The following is a 17,436-nucleotide window of genomic DNA, read 5'->3' as shown; positions in this document are numbered from 1 at the left end:
TAGATTGGGGATACCTATATGACAATTAGTTTTCAAATGACAAACGAGCAAATGAAGTTAAAAGAAACGTGTAGAGAACTAGCGAAAGACTTTGCAACTCGTGCATCGAAGCATGATGAAGAACGGTCAGCTCCAGTGGAAAATTATAAGAAATTACAAGAGGCTGGATTTTTCGGTTTAACGATTCCAAAGAAATTTGGAGGACTTGGAGAAGGGTTCCTCGGTTACACGATTGCAGTTGAAGAGCTTGCACAAGGCTGTGCGGCAACCATGATGTCATGGAATATGCATGTAGCTGGAACGGCAGCCATTATGGAAAACCCAGAAATTAGTGATGAAAAGAAACAGTATATTGCCGATCTAGTCATCAACGAAGGCGCACTATTGTGCCAATCTGTTTCGGAACCAACCTCTTCTAGTTTAATAGGGCAATCCTATACCCCTTCCTTAAAAGCGAAGAAGGTTGAAGGAGGTTATATCTTAAATGGGAAAAAAGCATTTGCGTCGATGTTTGAAGCAAGTGACTATGTGTATCTATACGCCCATCCGGAAGAAAGCGAGAATCCACAAAGCAGCATCGGTTTCTTTTTATCAACAAAATCGGAAGGGATTTCTGTAATCGACATTTGGGATACTTTGGGTATGCGTGCAACGCGCAGTAACACAGTAGTCTATGAAAATGTTTTTGTTCCGGAGGAAAATGCCATTCATAAAACGGAAGAATTTTTGAATTCGTTTATTATGAAAAACGCAGCCTGGGCTTTCGGCACGTTTGCATCGATGTATTACGCAATCGGGCGCGGAGTAGGGAACTGGGTGAAGGAAACGTTGATGACAAGAAAACCAAAAGGTTTTTCTCAACCCATGGGCTATCACCCGGCCATGAGAGCACGTGCAGGAGAGATATTCGCGGATCTCGAGGCCGCTCGATTCCTAGTCTATCATGCCGCTTGGTTACATGATACAAAAGGGCCGGGCCCTGAAACGACAGCGGCGTGTCTCCGTGCGAAGTACATTGCCGCCCAAACGACTGGCCGTGTAGTTCGTTCAGCTACAATTGCCTGTGGTGCACATGGTCTCATGAAAGGACTGCCATTTGAAAGAATGCTTAGAGATGCGGTGACAGCACCCATTATGCCACCTAACGAAGATGCATGCCTAGATTTAATCGGAACCATGGACTTAGGCTTGAATCCTGAAGAAATCTTGCCGTTTTTGAAGGAGGAAGAAGTATGTCAAACAGTGAAGAATTAAAGAATCAGGTAGCTATCATAACGGGGGCAGCCAGTGGTATCGGTAAGGCCACGGCTGAACGATTTTCAAAAGAAGGAGCGTATTTAGTTTTAAATGATATAAATGCAGCGGTGTTAGAAGAAGTAGTTTCGCAATTACCAAACCCCGATCAGTGCGTGTTAGTTCCTGGTGATATTTCTCTAGAAACCACTGTTCAACAGTTGCACGATGCGGCAATAAAACGGTACGGGAAAATTGATATTCTGGTTAACAATGCAGGTATTCATTGGATTCAAGATATAACGGAGACTTCAACAGAGGAATTCGATCAAGTGTTCTCGACGAATGTAAAAAGCATGTTTCTCACCTGTAAAGCGGTCATCCCAACGATGGTACAACAAAAGAGTGGGGTCATTATCAATTTGAGTTCGATTTCAGCCTTCGTCGGTCAAGAGATGATGGGGAAAAGCACCTATTTATATAACATGACTAAAGCCAGTATTCTTCAACTAACCCGTTCATTAGCTACCCGTTATGGGAAAGAGGGAATTCGAGTGAATTGTGTAGCGCCAGGCGCAACAAAAACGAACCAGATTAATGAAACGCACACGGATGATCTGGAGAACTTTTGGAGTGCAGTTGGTGGAGCCCATCCAATCGGCAGATATGGCGAGTCGGAAGAAGTTGCGAACTGTATCCTATTTCTAGCTTCCAAAGAATCATCATTCGTTACAGGATCTTCGTTCGTTGTAGATGGAGGGTACTTAGCTCAATAAAGGTCTAGAGGGGGATAAGCTAATGAAGCAACAAAATTGGGATGAACTAATCCAGCCAAACCGAGTACATCGGCATTTATATACTAAACCGGAAATTTTCGAACAAGAAATGGTGAATATTTTCGGGCAGACTTGGGTCTATGTAGCACACGAAAGTGAAGTGCCCAATAATAATGACTTTAAGACGGGCTACCTCGGCCAACGTCCTATCATAACTGTAAGGGACAAAGATGGAGTTTTTCGAGTCCTATTCAATAGATGTACGCATCGAGGGGCGACGGTTTGCCGAGCGGAAAAGGGTTCAGCAAAAGTATTCACTTGTCCATATCATGGGTGGAACTTTCGGAATAATGGAGAACTGGCTGGTGTCCCATGGCCCAAGGGATATGGGGAGTCTTTTAATAAAGATGAACTAGGATTAGGGCAAGTACCAAGAGTCGAGAGTTATCGTGGATTCATCTTTGCTACTTTAAATGAAGAGGCTCCTAGTTTGGAGGAACATCTTGGGGCGGCAAAAGAATTAATGGATCAATGGCTCGATCGCTATGATGGAAAAAGGATCATCCTTGGTAATGCACACCGGATGATTTACAAAGGAAATTGGAAATTGACATACGATAATGCGGCAGATGGTTATCATGTCACTTTCTCACACCGCTCCCTGCTTGAAATGGGTGGAAGAATGGGGGAAAACAAAGATATGACTTATTTCTCTGCGAACCCTGATTACGGTCCAATGTACGTACAGTATTTGGGGAATGGTCATACTTTTATCGATCAACGTCCTAACTATAGTGAAACAGGTGAGTACTGGGCACAACAAAGAGCACAGCCAGGACGTGAAGTTAATGAAGGGAATGTCCGTCAAAAATACGGCGATGAGGCAGATGCATTATTAGATCAGGCAATTGGTGCCCAGATGAATCTTAATATCTTTCCAAACCTATTGTTCATAGGCAATCAAGTCCAAGTGATTCAGCCACATGCTGTAGATCGTACAGAGTTGATATGGTATTCCACTGCAGTTGAAGGGTTGCCTGAGGAAATAAATACATTGCGTATGAGAAGCCAGGAAGACTTTCCGGCATTCGGGGAACCTGATGATATGACGAACTTCGAGGAGTGCCAACGGGGACTGTCTATTTCGGAAGTGGAGTGGATCAATACCGAAAGGGGATTTGGCCTTTCCAATCAACAATCCACGAACGAACAAGGTGTGATAACCGGACCGGTCACGGATGAACTGTACATCCGTAATTACTACAAAGAGTGGAAAAGGTTGATGACGAGCAAAGTCCATTCAGGTGCACAGCATTAAGAATAGGAGGGATCAAACATGAATGTAGATAGTTCCAAGTTCTCGAATTATATGGATAACGATTACTACAACCAGTTAATCGATCATTTAAAAGACTGGGAATTAGACGTAGGTGTTGCAGACGATGGAATAACGAGGGAAATTGAAAAATTCCTGTATCAAGAAGCACGTTTATTGGATGAAGGTAAGCTAGAAGATTGGCTGAACCTCTTTTCTTCTGAATGTTTATATTGGATTCCATCTATACCCGGTGGAGGTAATCCGAAAAAACAAGTATCCATTGCTTTTGATGATCGACGCCGCTTGGAAGACCGGGTCTACCGTCTTCGTACTGGATATGCCTGGTCACAGATCCCAAGTTCAAGAACCATTCGTTTGCAAAGCAATATAGAGGTATGGAAAGAATCCAACCAAAAAGATCTTCGGGCCCGCACTAACTTCTTGGTATCCGAGTTTCGTAATGGTAAACAAAAATCATATGCAGGCTGGAATGGCTATCGATTAGTGCAGGAAAACAATCAATGGAAAATAGCCGTTAAGCAAGTGAATTTGATTGATTGCGATCAAGGCCATGAAAATATGACGTTTATTTTATAAAAAAGGGGAGATTTGTATATGAATAGCCAAGGAATCGTAAAAAACCGGGGATTTATCGATCGTTTTAACTTATGGAATACGGAACAAAGTGAAGCCGTTGAAAAAATCCATGCCGTGATTAAAGAAAAGGGTTTACGTTTGATACGTGTCGCATGGTCGGATCAACATGGTATATCACGGGCTAAAACTTTAACCATTCCAGCATTTTTAGGGGCAATGAAAAACGGCATTGATTTTAATACGGGTCCCCTATTTTTCGATACAGCCAATGCCATTGTATATAACCCCTTTATGAAAGGCGGCGGATTCGATTCAGATGAAATGACCGGCTGCCCAAATTATACACTCGTACCTGATCCCCTTACATTTAAATCTCTTCCATGGGCTGAACATACTGGATGGATATTATGTGATGCCTATTTGAAAAATGGTAACCCTCTCCCCTATGACAGCCGTCAAATCTGTAAAAAGGCATTGAAAGAACTAAACTCCATAGGCTATGACCTACTTTCCGGGTTAGAAGTGGAATTTTCCTTAACCAAAATCGTAGACGATGAAATAGATGCCTCATTACTTGGAGCGCCTGGTAGCCCAGGGCAACCTCCAAAAGTAGTACCGGTTGCGCGCGGCTATCAATATCAACTGGAAGCGCATAATGATGAAATAGATGACATCTTACAAATAATCGCTGAAAATATCCAACAATTGGACTTACCTTTGCTCACGATGGAGGATGAATGGGGCCCAAGTCAATTAGAATTTACGTTTGCACCAATGAAAGGGATTGATACAGCGGATACCATGCTTTTATTTCGGACAGCTGTAAAACAAATCTGTAAACGCCATGGATATTTAGCCACCTTCATGTGCAGGCCGTCGATTCCAGGGTTTTTCTCAAGCGGTTGGCATCTACACCAATCCTTGATTGACATAAATACAGGAGAGAATGCTTTTATACCAAACAATTCAGATGGTCCCATTTCAGAAATTGGACAACAGTTCATTGCCGGTATCCTAGAAAATGCAAGGGCGGCAACTGTTTTTACAACCCCAACAGTAAACGGATATAAGCGCTTCAAACCTAACTCATTAGCCCCTGATCGTGCTGGTTGGGGTTTAGATAATCGTGGGACGATGATTCGTGTAATCGGTGGAATCGAAGATGATAGTCTTCACTTCGAAAACCGTGCTGGAGAACCAGCTGCCAATCCATACTTATACATGGCTTCACAAATCTTATCGGGACTGGATGGAATAGAGAGGAAACTACAACCAGGGCCATTAAGTACAGAAGCCTATAATGATAATCGCCCGTTATTGCCAAAAGATCTACAATCTGCTGTGGATTCACTAAAGGAAAGTGAAGTTTTCCATAATAAAATGGGAACAGACTTTGTGAATTATATTATTAGCATGAAAGAAAGTGAAATAAATCGTTATACGACATATGTCCAAGAAAATAACATAGAAGACTATGCGAATATCGTGACCGAATGGGAACACCTGGAGTATTTTGAGATCTTTTAAAGCGGAGGACGAGGTGAAGATGGTATGGATCTGCAACAGCAAAAAGAAATAGAAGAGTTAAAGTCATATATTCAACAATTACAAAAAAAGATAACTATTTATGAGACGTTAGCCGAAGCCGTTCGACTGGCACATGTCCAGGATAGGAGCATTTACTCCCATGATGCCAATCAGGAAGATTACCTGGCTATAGATCGTGATGATTATGCCAAGTGTATGGAAATTATATCGGAAGTCGATCTATGGAAACCATGGAAACATACCCTCCAAAGAAGAATTACGAATAACTAGGCAAGGAGGGGACTTGTATGTGTGAACTATTAATCGTAAAGTCTCAGAACTCTATTCCGATGGAATGGGTTCTGGGTTATGCGAAATTATTGGACGAATACGGACTCGGTGGATTCAGTTGGGGTGTTGCTTGGAAGGATACTGAAGGGGAGCTACGCTGCTATAAATCCGTGGACGGGATTAGAAAAGATCAACAAGCATCTGAAAGGCTAAAGGGTATAACCTCCAAAGAGATTTTTATACACTTGCGTCGGCCTAGCTTGATGAACAGCATTACCCCTTTCAATATTCAACCGTACCTCACAACCGACCACTCCCTTGCTTTTGGGCATAATGGGAATTTTGAAGAACATGAGTCTTTCCGGTCGTCTTTTCTTCAGTTATTAAAAGGAACTTCAGATAGCGAAATAGCCTTCCAATACTTCTTTCAACACCATAAAAAATACAATCGCCCGGTAGAAGCTTTGGAAGAAACACATCGTGCATTAAAAGGAAAAGCGAATATGGCGCTTTTTAGAAAAAATGAAGCGACAATCATCTATTCTGGAAATGTGGATAACAAGATGTATTCGTTTCAATTAGATGATATAAAGTGTGTATCGACATCTGTGCACAGTCATGATGACTTTGTCTTCCAAAACATTTTCCCATCCGCAAAGGATATACGTCGATTACCGTTATTTACTTCATTACTTTTAGAATGATCTTAGCATGTCTACGTAAATAAAAAGGAGGATTATGTAATGCACGGCATAGATTTAAAAGAAATCATAGATGAAATTGCTGTACATTTGCCTGATCTAGCGTTTGTGAATTGGTGTTCAGAAATATTTTTTATTAATAAAGGTATATTTAATCGTATTGATTTATGGTTTTTTGAATATGGATTTTATAATATTACAGCGAGGCGGAAGGGAATTATTTATTTCTTGAGATATTTGCATTCAAAAAATCTTTATAATCCCAATAAAATGTATCTACAATTTGGCAAAGGTGGATTAAAAGCTTACTTTGATTCTTTTGCTCATGAATGCTTACATGAACGAAGACAATACGTTCATTAAAGAAAGAAGCTGAATAAAAATGTTTTTCTGAATAGACAGGGTGAGCCCATTACTACTAAGTCTTTTGATAGCGACTTAGTAGTGGGTTCACCCTCTTTTTAGTACATAGAAAATTTTTATTCTCCATGCTCCAGGCCTAGGGGAAAAAGAGTTTTTTAATCATGGATCCTGACGGTTATTTATTAAGATTTGCGGAACACTTAAAAGAAAGAGAATGAGGATAATGATCTAATTATCAATAATCTGGATAAAAGTTCAAACAATTTCCAAACAAGTGTGTTGACAAATATGCATGCTTTCTTGTAAGATATAAATATCTTGAATTAAAGATAACTTAAATCAAAATATTTTAATGCGAGGAGATTTTATATAATGAATGTATTAGTAGTGAAAGCAAACAACCGTCCGGCAACAGAAGGTATCTCAAGCAAAATGTACGAAACGTTCATGGCTTCATTAGAAGGTAAAGATGTAAATGTAACAACTTATGATGTGTTTGAAGAAGATACACCATACTTCGGTCAAGAAATTTTCAACGCATTCGGCAAAGTGCAAACAGGCGGAGAGTTAACGGATATTGAATCACGTCTTTTGGCTGCTAAACAAAAAGCAATGGATGCAATCACTGCAGCTGACGTAGTGGTATTCGCGTTCCCATTATGGAACTTAACAATCCCGGCTAAATTGCAAACATTCATCGATTATGTGTATGCGGCAGGATTCGCATTCAAATATGATGCAAATGGGAATATGGTTCAATTAATGACTGACAAAAAAGCGATCTTCCTAAACGCTCGCGGCGGAATTTACTCAACTCCGGAAGCGGCTCCAATGGAAATGGCAGTGAACTACATGCGCAATGTATTCGGTGGCGTATTCGGCATGAAAATCATTGATGAAGTCATCATCGAAGGTCACAATGCAATGCCTGATAAAGCACAAGAAATCATTTCTGCAGGGTTGGAAGAAGTGAAAGCTTCTGCACAGCGCCTAGCAGAATTAGCTGTAAAAGGGTAATTAAACGGAAACGGCCAACGAAGCTTTTTGCTTTGTTGGTCGTTTTTTTTTACTTTTGTGCTGTACATATTCTTTTATGAAAAAACAGGCTATAAATGGGGACCATCACCATTTATAATTACATGTACTATCCATGAAGGGGTGTTCGATTTTGTTTATAAAACTTACAAAAGACCAACAGCAATTAATGATTTCCGATATCCAGTATTTCTTCTCACAAGAAAGAGATGAGGAAATCACGGAATTTGCCGCGGAAAGAGTATTGGATTTCGTCAAGGAAACACTTGCTCCTCATTTCTATAACGCGGCCGTCCAAGATGTTAAACATGTCGTGGAACAACAGTTTTCTTCCATGGAAGATGAAATTCTGACGTTGGAACGCCCGATAAAGAGATAAGCGAGGAAGAATATGAGGCCTTTTTCCATCCAAAGAGCCGTAGCTTGAGTATATGATAAGTCGTCGATCCCAAGAAAGTAAGGGCGAAGGCTTATTTTTTTATATAGATATAACATTTCTTTTTCGCTTTTTAGAAAAAATAATATTGTAAGAAAGAAATTTTTCTAAAAATTAAAATAAAGTTAGTTAGAAGATATAAACTGATGCCCGATCCTATTAACCTTATAAACTCAATAAAATCAGCTCTTTCATTGCCTAAATTAACTCTATTTAGAAGACCATAATTCTATGAATATGCAGAATTATTGGTATTTTCTGATATGTACAGGTGATATTTGAAATGGTAGTATAAAAGTACTGATGGATATTGAGGTTAAATATGTAATTTAAATATAATTGTGGCAATTATTATTTTAATAGTATGTACAAAGTAGTATAGGGGATGAGGATTGTGAGTATAAAAAGCGTTACAAGTTCTTTGACGGCAACTGAAATCGTGGAGAAGGCATCAGGGATCTATGAAGAAGCTGTGAGAATAAGAAGAATGATCCATGAAAATCCTGAACTTGGATTTGAAGAGACAAAAACCGCTGAAATGATTGCGGATTATTTGAAAGGGCTTGGAATCGAAGTGACTACAGGAGTAGCGAAAACGGGAGTTGTGGGTCTTCTTCATGGCGATAAAGAGGGGCCAGTACTTGCGTTACGGGCCGACATTGATGCGTTACCGATTCAGGAGAAAACGGGTGTGCCCTATCAATCTCAAAATCCCGGTGTGATGCATGCGTGCGGACATGATATGCATACCGCGATGTTACTGGCTGCCGCCCATGTTTTATCCCAAAATAAGCAACATATTTCCGGTACGATAAAATTCATTTTCCAACCCGCTGAAGAGATGAAGGGCGGGGGAGGCGTAATGGTCGATGAAGGAGTTCTTAGTAATCCTGCAGTTGACCATGCCTTTGCTTTTCATGTTTGGCCTGAGTTAGCTACTGGAACATATGGATTTAGAAATGGAGCCATCATGGCAAGCATGGATTCCTTTGATGTTGTGCTAAAAGGCAAACAAGGCCATGGGGCAGCACCTCATCAAGGGGTGGATGCAATCGTCGGGGCTGCTCATATCGTAACGGCCCTCCAAACGATAGTCAGCAGGGAAACGGATCCGGTTGACTCCGTCGTTCTGACAATCGGAACGATAGAAGCAGGAGATGGCTATAATATCATCCCTGAAAAAGCTAGTTTTAGAGGAACGGTGCGTACGCTTAATGCCGATACCCGTAAGAAAGTGGCTGAGAGTATTCAGCGGATCGTTGAAGGTGTGGCTTCGGCTCTTAAACTAGAAGTGGAAATCAATTTTAACTTTTCAGTGGGCTACCCTGTTACCATAAATGATTCAACATTCAATGAACATGCTGCTGCGATTGCCGTGGACTTATTTGGGGAAGAGTCCGTTCAATGGTTGAGTAAACCAAGTATGGCAAGTGAAGACTTCGCTTTCTATTTAGAAAAAGTTCCGGGTACGTTCGTCTTCTTAGGTGTAGCGGAAAACCCGGATGACCCTATGAAGTTACATAGCGACGTGTTTCTGCCAGATGAGAAAGCCATGATTCAGGGGATTTCACTTATCGTGGGCATAGCTTTACATACGACTGAGAAAATTCAATAAATAACATCGCAAACATGGATCGTACGGGCTTTCCTTTTTGAAGTCCGTACCAATCGTAGACAAAAAAGGAGTGATGAATGTGCAAGAAAATTCTCTGCGTAGTTGGAAAATTCATTTTTTTGTTTTGATATTAGTGTGTATAACAGAATTCATCGGTGTAAAAACCTTTAATATCGGTATTGGGGCCATTGCTTTATTTCCCATGTTGTATGCATTGATCATCGGTGCGGTCATTAGTTTACCTTCTTTGAAAGTCTTAAAACCGAAGGAAATGAATGTGGCGGCCAATATTTTAGGGATTTCATTCATGCTTTTTGTAGCCAAATTAGGCATGTTAATGGGACCATCCTTGCCACAGATATTTGATGCCGGCCTTGCTTTAGGTTTGCAGGAATTGGGGCATTTCGCAGGGACGATCCTATTAGGTTTACCGATTGCATTGTTACTTGGCATGAAAAGGGAAGCAGTCGGTGCCACTTTTTCGATTGATAGAGAACCAAACTTAGCCATCATCGCTGAAAAATATGGATCAGATTCACCTGAAGGCAGGGGAGCACTGGGCGTATATGTATGCGGGACTTTGTTTGGAGCATTATACCTTTCCGTGTTAGCGAGCTTTTTGGCTCAAACTGGTTGGTTCCATCCGATTTCCCTTGCCATGGGTGCAGGAGTGGGATCAGGTAGCATGATGGCTGCCATGTCTGGAGCGCTAGCGGTAATATTCCCGGAATCCGCAAAGGATATTGCTGTATTTGCCGGTGCGGCAAACTTAATTACAACAATCTTAGGGACATACATATGTGTATTCTTCTCCCTTCCTTTTACAAACTTTTTATACAAAAAATTAGAACCCGTTTTGGGGCGTAAGTCAAAAGTGATTGAAAAATAAGGCAGTGCAGGACTTAAAGGGGAGAGGTTATATGAAAGATAAGATATTGACTTTTATAATCATTGGAATAATAGCCCTTATGGGAAATTGGATTGGATACGATGTTTCACCTATAGATGCACTACCAGGCATGTTGATCATTGTTGCCGTTACGATCGTAGGGTTCTTTTTGGCTAAAGTCATCCCTATAAAACTACCCATCGTCATTTGGGTTTCGATGTTAGCGCTGCTGATTACAACGCCCATTTTTCCCAGAAATGCAGAAATCATCAAGGTAACGGAACATGTGAATTTCATGGCGCTGGCCACTCCCATTTTGGCATATGCGGGTCTATCCTTCGGGAAAGATTTAAAGGAATTCAAACAATTAGGGTGGCGAATCGTTGTCATTTCTCTAGTTGTTTATACAGGAACGTTTGTCCTTTCAACGGTTGTTGCAGAAATTAGTTTTAGATTAACTGGGAAATTCCATTAAGCGTACTTAAAGAAAGATGCCCGTCTCAGTAAAATGAAGCGGGCATTTTTTTATGCAAACTGATTCAAGAATGAAAAAGCCACTCCTGGATATTCTATCAATGAAAGGGGGATAGCCCATGAAAAAGCGCGAAAATCATGAAGAAGAACCAATCGTAGCCGATGGAATCACAACGCAAGAGGAGCTGGATGAAAGCGCCACTCCGGAAGAGGTGGCAAAAGGAGACTATACAAAAGTCGTCACACTCTCATTGGATGAAAATGATCCAAGCTGAACGGAAAGTCAGCAGGCCCATTGGGTTTGCTGACATTTTTCGAAAATAATAAGAGCCTTCTACAGTTTACGTAGCGAGGCTCTTTAAAATTGTTTGCTTCTTATCCTTCAAATAGATTCAATCAATACGTCCGATGGTATCGTTCAATTTCTTACGATACTTATCCTTCCAAGTTTGCTCATCCTTCACTAGTTCGTCACAGAAGGCAGCCACGTCCTCACCTGTCAGGTCGGTGACTTTTTTGCTTTCCGCTGCACCTTCCTCGAAAAGATCGAGAATACCGGAAAAAATACGATTGGTACCCTCCCAATCGGTGGGGCTGTCGCCAGCAGTCCACATATACTTTTGGATCGCTTTGTAAGCGTTATGGTATTCACTAGGAAGAGCCTTCGCTCGCGCCTCCATCGCTTTCCATTCTCTCTTTTCATCAAAACTTCCCATTATTTTTTCAAAAAAACTCATTTTGCGTCTCCCCTTTCAATCGGTAAGTTTTTAAGTTCCTTCAGTTTACTTGAAATGAATGCCCATTTTGTCCAGAAAACTTGAAGCTTTTCTTGACCCGCTGCATTGAGGGTGTAAAATTTCCTTGGTGGTCCCATCGTGGATGGCTTTTTCTCGATGTCTACCAGATTGTTCTTCTCAAGCCTCATCGTAATCGTATAAACCGTGCCCTCCACTACATCAACGAAGCCAAGTTTTTGTAGTTGCTGTGTAATTTCGTAGCCATACGTTTCGCCTCGGCTGATGATTTCAAGCACACAACCTTCAAGCACCCCTTTCAGCATTTCTGTCAGATTCTCCAAAAGAATTCACCCCATATGTTTGTTGTTGGATTTTACACGCTATTTAGTATTACTTACTACTAGTATATAGTATCACATAGTAGTGATTTGTCAATCGCCTTCCATTTATCTATAGAGTATTTTTGGAGGAATCGTCTTCATCATAAAATGGAAATATTTTTTAAAACGATATTGACAGCTGAAGTGTATTACGGGTATAGTACATACATAAAGTGTATGAACCACTTAATACATACACTTGAGTCCAAGTGTGATTATCAGATCTTTTATTAAATATAGGGGTGGTTTAATGAACGTTTCGTTTAATGCCCGTGAGCCGGTTTATTTGCAAGTGGTGAGGCATTTCAAAGAACAGATGGCCATTGGAGAGTTAGTTGCGGGACAGGAAATCCCTTCACGCCGGGAATTGGCGGCAACATTGAATATTAATCCGAATACGGCTCAAAAGGCGTATAAAGAAATGGAGGAACAAGGTTTGATTCATACTGAAAGAAATTTCCCAAGTCGAATCACTACGAATGAAGAGATGTTACATGATGTCCGACAGGAGCTTATTCTTGCTGCGGTCGATTCTTTTGTAGAGGCCATTCGTCCCATTAATGTACCGGTTGATGAGCTACTTCAGGTCGTGAAAGATAAATATGTAAAAGAGGGGGAAGAGAAATGATCGAAGTGAAGCAAATCTCTAAGAAGTACGGCCGTAAGAAAATCTTGGATGGTATGTCTTTTACCGCGAAGAAAGGGGAAATCACCTGCCTGATCGGGATAAACGGTGTAGGGAAAACCACGACGTTGAAGGCCATTATGGGATTGACGCCATATCGCGGGGAAATTCTGATTGATAATGAAAAACTGGATACAGACCGATATGAAAAGATTACCTTCATTCCGGACGCTCCGATTATGCTTCCGCAAATGACGATTAAGCAGGCGATGGTTTTCATGAACGATTTCTATACAACATGGAATCAGTCAAGAGCCAATGAGTTGCTGGATTTTTTCAAACTGGAGGAAAACACAAGGATATCAGATTTATCAAAAGGGAACACGGCGAAAGTCAACCTGATGCTGGGTCTGTCTCTTGATGTGGATTACGTGCTAATGGATGAACCATTTTCCGGCATCGATATGTTTAGCCGGGAACAAATTGCCGACGTCTTTGCCAGTCACTTGATCGAGGACAGGGGAGTTATCATCACGACCCATGAAATCGGTGATATTGAACATTTAATCGATAAGGTCATCTTACTTGGAAACGGAAATGTATTGAAAGAGTTCAATACGGAAGATATGCGTGAAGAGGAAGGAAAATCAGTAGTCGATGTAATGAGAGAGGTGTATCAAGGATGATGCGTTATATGAAGCTAGTCAATTTCGAAATCAACCGTTTTAGTAAAATCTATTTTTCATTGTTGTTGATCACGATTCTTTCGCAATTTGTAGGCGTGATCATTAAAGTACAAGGATTCTTAAATAAAACTGATCAAACCATGTTAGAAGAAAAATTGACCGAAGCTACTTATTTAGAAGTGTATGGCGGAGTGAACTTTAACTTGGTTTCAGGGTCGCTCTGGTTTTTAGGACCGATTGCGTTGTGTGCCGTTGCCCTTATATTCTACATCTTTCTAATTTGGTACCGTGATTGGTTCGGGAAAAATACTTTTATTTATCGCCTGTTGATGCTGCCGACTACGAGATTATCTCTCTATTTATCCAAAGCTACAGCGATTTTCTTAATGGTATTAGGACTGATTGCCTTACAATTGATCATCCTGCCGATGGAGAATGCTCTGTTCAATTCCATGATGCCGGAAGTGTTCCTAACCGCAAAAATGAGTGTGATGACCATCCTTGAATCCAAACCAGTGTTAGCGCTCATCATTCCTAACTCGTTCACTCAATTTATCATTTCCTATGGAATCGGGCTGATGATCCTGTTTGTCCTGTTCACAGCCATCATGTTGGAAAGAAGTTACCGGATCAAGGGGATTGTGCTAGGTATTATCTATTCCGTACTCGCGGGCGCATTGTTTCTATCGCCTATTTGGCTGAATGGTTCTAACGGAATCTCTCTTTATCCATCAGAAATCTTCGGTAGTTTAATCGCTTTGGGGATTATCATTACAGCCGTCTCCATCTGGCTTGGCTCTTGGTTGTTAAAGAAACGTGTAACCGTATAAAGTCCCACCAACTAATATAAGGAGAGTGAACAGGGTGAAACGATATATCAGCAGCATCCTCATCGTCGTCGTTATGATTCTTAGCATCGGAACGTATTATGCTCAAGTAACTTCTTACGCTTCAAACCTTCCCAAACTTACATTTAAAACAATCGAAGGTGACGAAACAGAATTAGAATCCGTCCTTGTAAGCGGAATGTATGAAGAGGGAAGTTCAAATGAATCCTTTCGTTTGGAATCCAATCAATTGAAATATGAAAAAGAACGGTCGTATTATGAAAACCTACTCGGTTACTACGACCCCAACTATAACCGGTTAGTGAAAGAGTACCGTTCATTCATGAGGGGTAAAGCATTTATTGAAACCTATTATGAAGATCAAGATAATCTGACGATCGTAACCATGAATGGCGATGATAAGAATGGAAAGTATAGCTTGAATTTTATTATTGATAGTTTGGCAAAGAAAAACAAGGAAGAAAAGTCTTTTGAAATAGACGTCCCAGAACAAGCAAAATACGAGAACATCATAGTCAGGGATGTCCAATTCGTTCAATCGAAATTACAAATCCTTACTCAAAATGATGTGAAAACAGACAATGAAAAAGATACAGATGAAATCCATCTCTATACCATCGATTTAGCCGGTAAAAAAGTGGTGGCTGATGAAACACTTTTGTCCGAAACATTTGATTCATCCAATGAAGGACATTTCGCCATGCCGTCAAAAGTCGATAGAGGGATGGCCAATCATGTGTTCTTACTGGCGTTAGTAAAAGGCAGGTATAGTGAAGAGGGAGGATTCACGGAGAAAAAAAGGGAAAGCTCTCTTTACGCGTATCATTATGACACGAAGAAACTGGAAAAAATCAAGATTCCAAATGAAAAGGATATCACCTTTGAATCTGTGGAAAGTGACTTTTCCGTTGATGGGGAGACTCTCTACGTGACAGGATGGGAGGAAGGGATGATGCATATCCTCACCTTCGATATCGATAAACAGAAAGTAATAAATGACTACAAACCGGGATCTGTTGATTTCACTGAGATAAAGGATGGACGCATCTTTGCCATTACCGCAGATGAATTGCTGATTGTCGATGCGAAAACAGGAAAGACGCTCTATAGAGGCAAATTGGTGAAGGATTCGCACGATCAAAAGAAAGATAAGAACTATCTCATTCAATTGCATGATGTAATTATCAAATAAAATCCATGCCGCGACTCCCCTTGAAGAAGGGGAGTTTTTCAGGTTTATAAGTCTTCTATTTTTCCGTTATGAATCTCTCAACATTATCTGATAAAAGAACGGTATCCCATGGTATCCAATACCATTGTTCCCCATCGAAAAATAAGGGGAACGTATAGGCGATCGGTTCTTCGGTATAGAATGCGAGTTGATAGCCAGTCGGGTCTCCTTGGCTGGTATTCGGATTAAAGCTGGCGTTCGTCTTTCCTTCGTTAAGTATCAGGGTCATAGCTTGTATCTCATGTTTATCCGATAATGAATGGGTCAGTACAGGATGATTATCTTTATCCTCTTTATATATATCTATTCGATTGATCGATTCTTCATCGATGTCTTCGTATTTGCCCCGAAATGTTTGATTCTCCGTAACTTCATGATAGATTGCATACCCATTGATCTCGTCTTTTGACTGAATAGCAGCAAATTCAGGCTCCCCTTGTATGGCAAAAACCTTCGTACCCTTTTCCCAGAATGCGGCGTCACCTTCTTTCGTCTTGTAATCGACATCGAATACATGATCCGCGACTTTGAACTTCACTTCTCCTATCTTTTCCCCGATAGAAGTGGAATCGGCAAGGAAAGCGGAATGGACCCCTTCATACTGTTTGCCATTGATTTTAACGAAATCGACCCACTCAATGATTGATTCTTGAGCATTACAAGAGACAAGGAATAAACTGCATGTCAACATCCCTATCCATTTTTTCATCATGACACCTCCGTTTGTAGACTGATAAAATGCCGATTTTGACCGATAAATAGGGGCAATTGACCGATATATTCCAATTTTGACCGATAAATGCTCAACATTGACCGATAAAATGGCTATATCCCATCATTTAGTCGGTCGCACGGACTAATGGCCACATCCGGACTTCCAATGTTTTTGCAAAATGCAAGATGGGCTTGTCGTTTTCAACATGAATGCCTTGGTTGGTCAGCATCGTGTTCTGTCTGATATCCGCTTCAGCATGCTGGAGTGGCCAGGGTTTATGCAGGATATCGCAGCGAAGCGGCACTCCTTTATTGTTTAGTGTATATAGGCAATAACGCTCTGTAAGCCATTCATCGAAAGAACCTTTTTCGGCAAGATACGGTTCTGAGGTTGGTTTGTATGTACACTCGAATGTTTGATTGCCGTTTCTTCTCTTGCTAATATAATCGATAACATCACCGCTGCGTTGCACATTCATATCGGCAAACTTATATGGCAAGTGGTATACAGTTTGGGCAGTCTTGACCGCAAGCATATTGGAGGCATCCAGACTAAAGAAGTACACCCCTGGTTTTCCATCAACCGTAACATAAGTCCGGACGTTGAGTTCCGGAAATCGATCCGTGCCTGGAACGGGAGGGAGCCCTCTTAAGCGGATGTCAGTCATATGAAACGGAACGACGCCTATCCACCCCATGCCGTCAAAGGAATCTAAAGGCAGTACGGCAGGTACTAACTTTTGTAAGGCTTCTATTTTTATTGGATAATGGGCAAACAATAGATCATTCCATGTCTGTTTCATCGTCCAGGGTAATCGTGGCAATGGCCATGAACGATGGCTATCGTCCCATTTGTTTTCGTTGAAGTGTTTAGGTTGGTCTTTCATGTTGTTCTCCTCCTTATTCACGGCTGCTTTAAACCTGTTGCAAGCATCTATTCCTTTCATTTATGCTAAAATA

General features: G+C 40.9%; 22 protein-coding genes. 18 read left to right on the top strand and 4 right to left on the bottom strand.

Annotation, left to right across the window (positions count from 1 at the left end):
• The first annotated feature begins 18 nt into the window (after positions 1–18).
• The 14 genes from ACQKIC_RS02295 (at position 19) to ACQKIC_RS02230 (ending at position 11,530) form a co-directional block, all read left to right on the top strand.
• On the top strand, positions 19–1,254 hold the full coding sequence (locus ACQKIC_RS02295; protein WP_407407060.1) for an acyl-CoA dehydrogenase family protein: 1,236 nt from the start codon (positions 19–21) through the stop codon (positions 1,252–1,254).
• Positions 1,233–2,009, top strand: coding sequence for an SDR family NAD(P)-dependent oxidoreductase (locus ACQKIC_RS02290; RefSeq protein WP_427590906.1), 777 nt, complete (start codon positions 1,233–1,235; stop codon positions 2,007–2,009). Before ACQKIC_RS02295 ends, ACQKIC_RS02290 begins: the two co-directional genes overlap by 22 nt.
• A 22-nt stretch (positions 2,010–2,031) precedes the next feature.
• A complete protein-coding gene (locus tag ACQKIC_RS02285; protein ID WP_402957247.1) occupies positions 2,032–3,327 on the top strand; it encodes an aromatic ring-hydroxylating oxygenase subunit alpha in 1,296 nt (431 codons plus the stop codon).
• A gap of 18 nt (positions 3,328–3,345) precedes the next feature.
• Positions 3,346–3,924: an aromatic-ring-hydroxylating dioxygenase subunit beta gene (locus ACQKIC_RS02280; RefSeq protein ID WP_427590905.1), complete on the top strand. Its 579-nt coding sequence runs from the start codon at positions 3,346–3,348 to the stop codon at positions 3,922–3,924.
• A gap of 18 nt (positions 3,925–3,942) precedes the next feature.
• Positions 3,943–5,451: a glutamine synthetase family protein gene (locus tag ACQKIC_RS02275; RefSeq protein WP_427590904.1), complete on the top strand. Its 1,509-nt coding sequence runs from the start codon at positions 3,943–3,945 to the stop codon at positions 5,449–5,451.
• A gap of 24 nt (positions 5,452–5,475) precedes the next feature.
• Positions 5,476–5,742: a hypothetical protein gene (locus ACQKIC_RS02270; RefSeq protein WP_402874025.1), complete on the top strand. Its 267-nt coding sequence runs from the start codon at positions 5,476–5,478 to the stop codon at positions 5,740–5,742.
• A 17-nt stretch (positions 5,743–5,759) separates the two neighbouring features.
• On the top strand, positions 5,760–6,446 hold the full coding sequence (locus tag ACQKIC_RS02265) for a class II glutamine amidotransferase (protein WP_427590903.1): 687 nt from the start codon (positions 5,760–5,762) through the stop codon (positions 6,444–6,446).
• Between the two features lie 39 nt (positions 6,447–6,485).
• Positions 6,486–6,806: a hypothetical protein gene (locus tag ACQKIC_RS02260; protein ID WP_427590902.1), complete on the top strand. Its 321-nt coding sequence runs from the start codon at positions 6,486–6,488 to the stop codon at positions 6,804–6,806.
• A gap of 372 nt (positions 6,807–7,178) precedes the next feature.
• Positions 7,179–7,823, top strand: a complete 645-nt coding sequence (locus tag ACQKIC_RS02255; protein WP_402957253.1) for an FMN-dependent NADH-azoreductase — start codon at positions 7,179–7,181, stop codon at positions 7,821–7,823.
• Positions 7,824–7,974: 151 nt separating this feature from the next.
• Complete coding sequence (locus ACQKIC_RS02250) at positions 7,975–8,220, top strand: DUF2164 domain-containing protein (protein ID WP_402874035.1); 246 nt, start codon at positions 7,975–7,977, stop codon at positions 8,218–8,220.
• A gap of 451 nt (positions 8,221–8,671) precedes the next feature.
• The gene (locus tag ACQKIC_RS02245; protein ID WP_427590901.1) at positions 8,672–9,892 is read left to right on the top strand and encodes a M20 metallopeptidase family protein; all 1,221 of its coding nucleotides are present in this window, start codon (positions 8,672–8,674) and stop codon (positions 9,890–9,892) included.
• A 73-nt stretch (positions 9,893–9,965) separates the two neighbouring features.
• Complete coding sequence (locus ACQKIC_RS02240) at positions 9,966–10,781, top strand: DUF3100 domain-containing protein (RefSeq protein ID WP_402874041.1); 816 nt, start codon at positions 9,966–9,968, stop codon at positions 10,779–10,781.
• Between the two features lie 31 nt (positions 10,782–10,812).
• Positions 10,813–11,256 (top strand): hypothetical protein, encoded by a 444-nt coding sequence (locus ACQKIC_RS02235; RefSeq protein ID WP_427590900.1) that lies wholly within the window; start codon positions 10,813–10,815, stop codon positions 11,254–11,256.
• A 118-nt stretch (positions 11,257–11,374) separates the two neighbouring features.
• The gene (locus ACQKIC_RS02230; RefSeq protein WP_402957261.1) at positions 11,375–11,530 is read left to right on the top strand and encodes a hypothetical protein; all 156 of its coding nucleotides are present in this window, start codon (positions 11,375–11,377) and stop codon (positions 11,528–11,530) included.
• A 117-nt stretch (positions 11,531–11,647) separates the two neighbouring features.
• On the opposite strand, the gene ACQKIC_RS02225 is transcribed toward ACQKIC_RS02230, so the two are convergent.
• A complete protein-coding gene (locus tag ACQKIC_RS02225; RefSeq protein ID WP_402957263.1) occupies positions 11,648–11,992 on the bottom strand; it encodes a DUF1048 domain-containing protein in 345 nt (114 codons plus the stop codon).
• Positions 11,989–12,333, bottom strand: coding sequence for a PadR family transcriptional regulator (locus tag ACQKIC_RS02220; RefSeq protein WP_427590899.1), 345 nt, complete (start codon positions 12,331–12,333; stop codon positions 11,989–11,991). Before ACQKIC_RS02220 ends, ACQKIC_RS02225 begins: the two co-directional genes overlap by 4 nt.
• A 289-nt stretch (positions 12,334–12,622) precedes the next feature.
• On the opposite strand from ACQKIC_RS02220, the gene ACQKIC_RS02215 reads away from it, so the two are divergent.
• From ACQKIC_RS02215 to ACQKIC_RS02200, 4 genes are read left to right on the top strand one after another with little or no spacing between them, the layout of a single operon-like run.
• Positions 12,623–13,000, top strand: a complete 378-nt coding sequence (locus tag ACQKIC_RS02215) for a GntR family transcriptional regulator (protein ID WP_402957265.1) — start codon at positions 12,623–12,625, stop codon at positions 12,998–13,000.
• Positions 12,997–13,683: an ABC transporter ATP-binding protein gene (locus tag ACQKIC_RS02210; RefSeq protein WP_402987179.1), complete on the top strand. Its 687-nt coding sequence runs from the start codon at positions 12,997–12,999 to the stop codon at positions 13,681–13,683. The genes ACQKIC_RS02215 and ACQKIC_RS02210 overlap by 4 nt, the downstream gene beginning before the upstream one ends.
• Positions 13,684–13,691: 8 nt before the next feature.
• The gene (locus ACQKIC_RS02205) at positions 13,692–14,513 is read left to right on the top strand and encodes a hypothetical protein (protein WP_403124754.1); all 822 of its coding nucleotides are present in this window, start codon (positions 13,692–13,694) and stop codon (positions 14,511–14,513) included.
• 34 nt (positions 14,514–14,547) lie between these two features.
• Positions 14,548–15,723, top strand: a complete 1,176-nt coding sequence (locus tag ACQKIC_RS02200) for a hypothetical protein (RefSeq protein ID WP_403124751.1) — start codon at positions 14,548–14,550, stop codon at positions 15,721–15,723.
• 55 nt (positions 15,724–15,778) lie between these two features.
• Here ACQKIC_RS02200 and ACQKIC_RS02195 read toward each other — a convergent pair whose 3' ends face one another.
• Positions 15,779–16,471 (bottom strand): hypothetical protein, encoded by a 693-nt coding sequence (locus tag ACQKIC_RS02195; RefSeq protein WP_403124749.1) that lies wholly within the window; start codon positions 16,469–16,471, stop codon positions 15,779–15,781.
• A gap of 130 nt (positions 16,472–16,601) precedes the next feature.
• The gene (locus ACQKIC_RS02190; RefSeq protein WP_427590897.1) at positions 16,602–17,363 is read right to left on the bottom strand and encodes a YqjF family protein; all 762 of its coding nucleotides are present in this window, start codon (positions 17,361–17,363) and stop codon (positions 16,602–16,604) included.
• Positions 17,364–17,436 lie beyond the last annotated feature (73 nt).

The organism is Peribacillus sp. NPDC046944, assembly GCF_050272735.1.
GTDB lineage: Bacteria > Bacillota > Bacilli > Bacillales > DSM-1321 > Peribacillus.
Note: the sequence above shows the minus strand (reverse complement) of the source record. Positions and strands in the feature narration are given on the sequence as shown.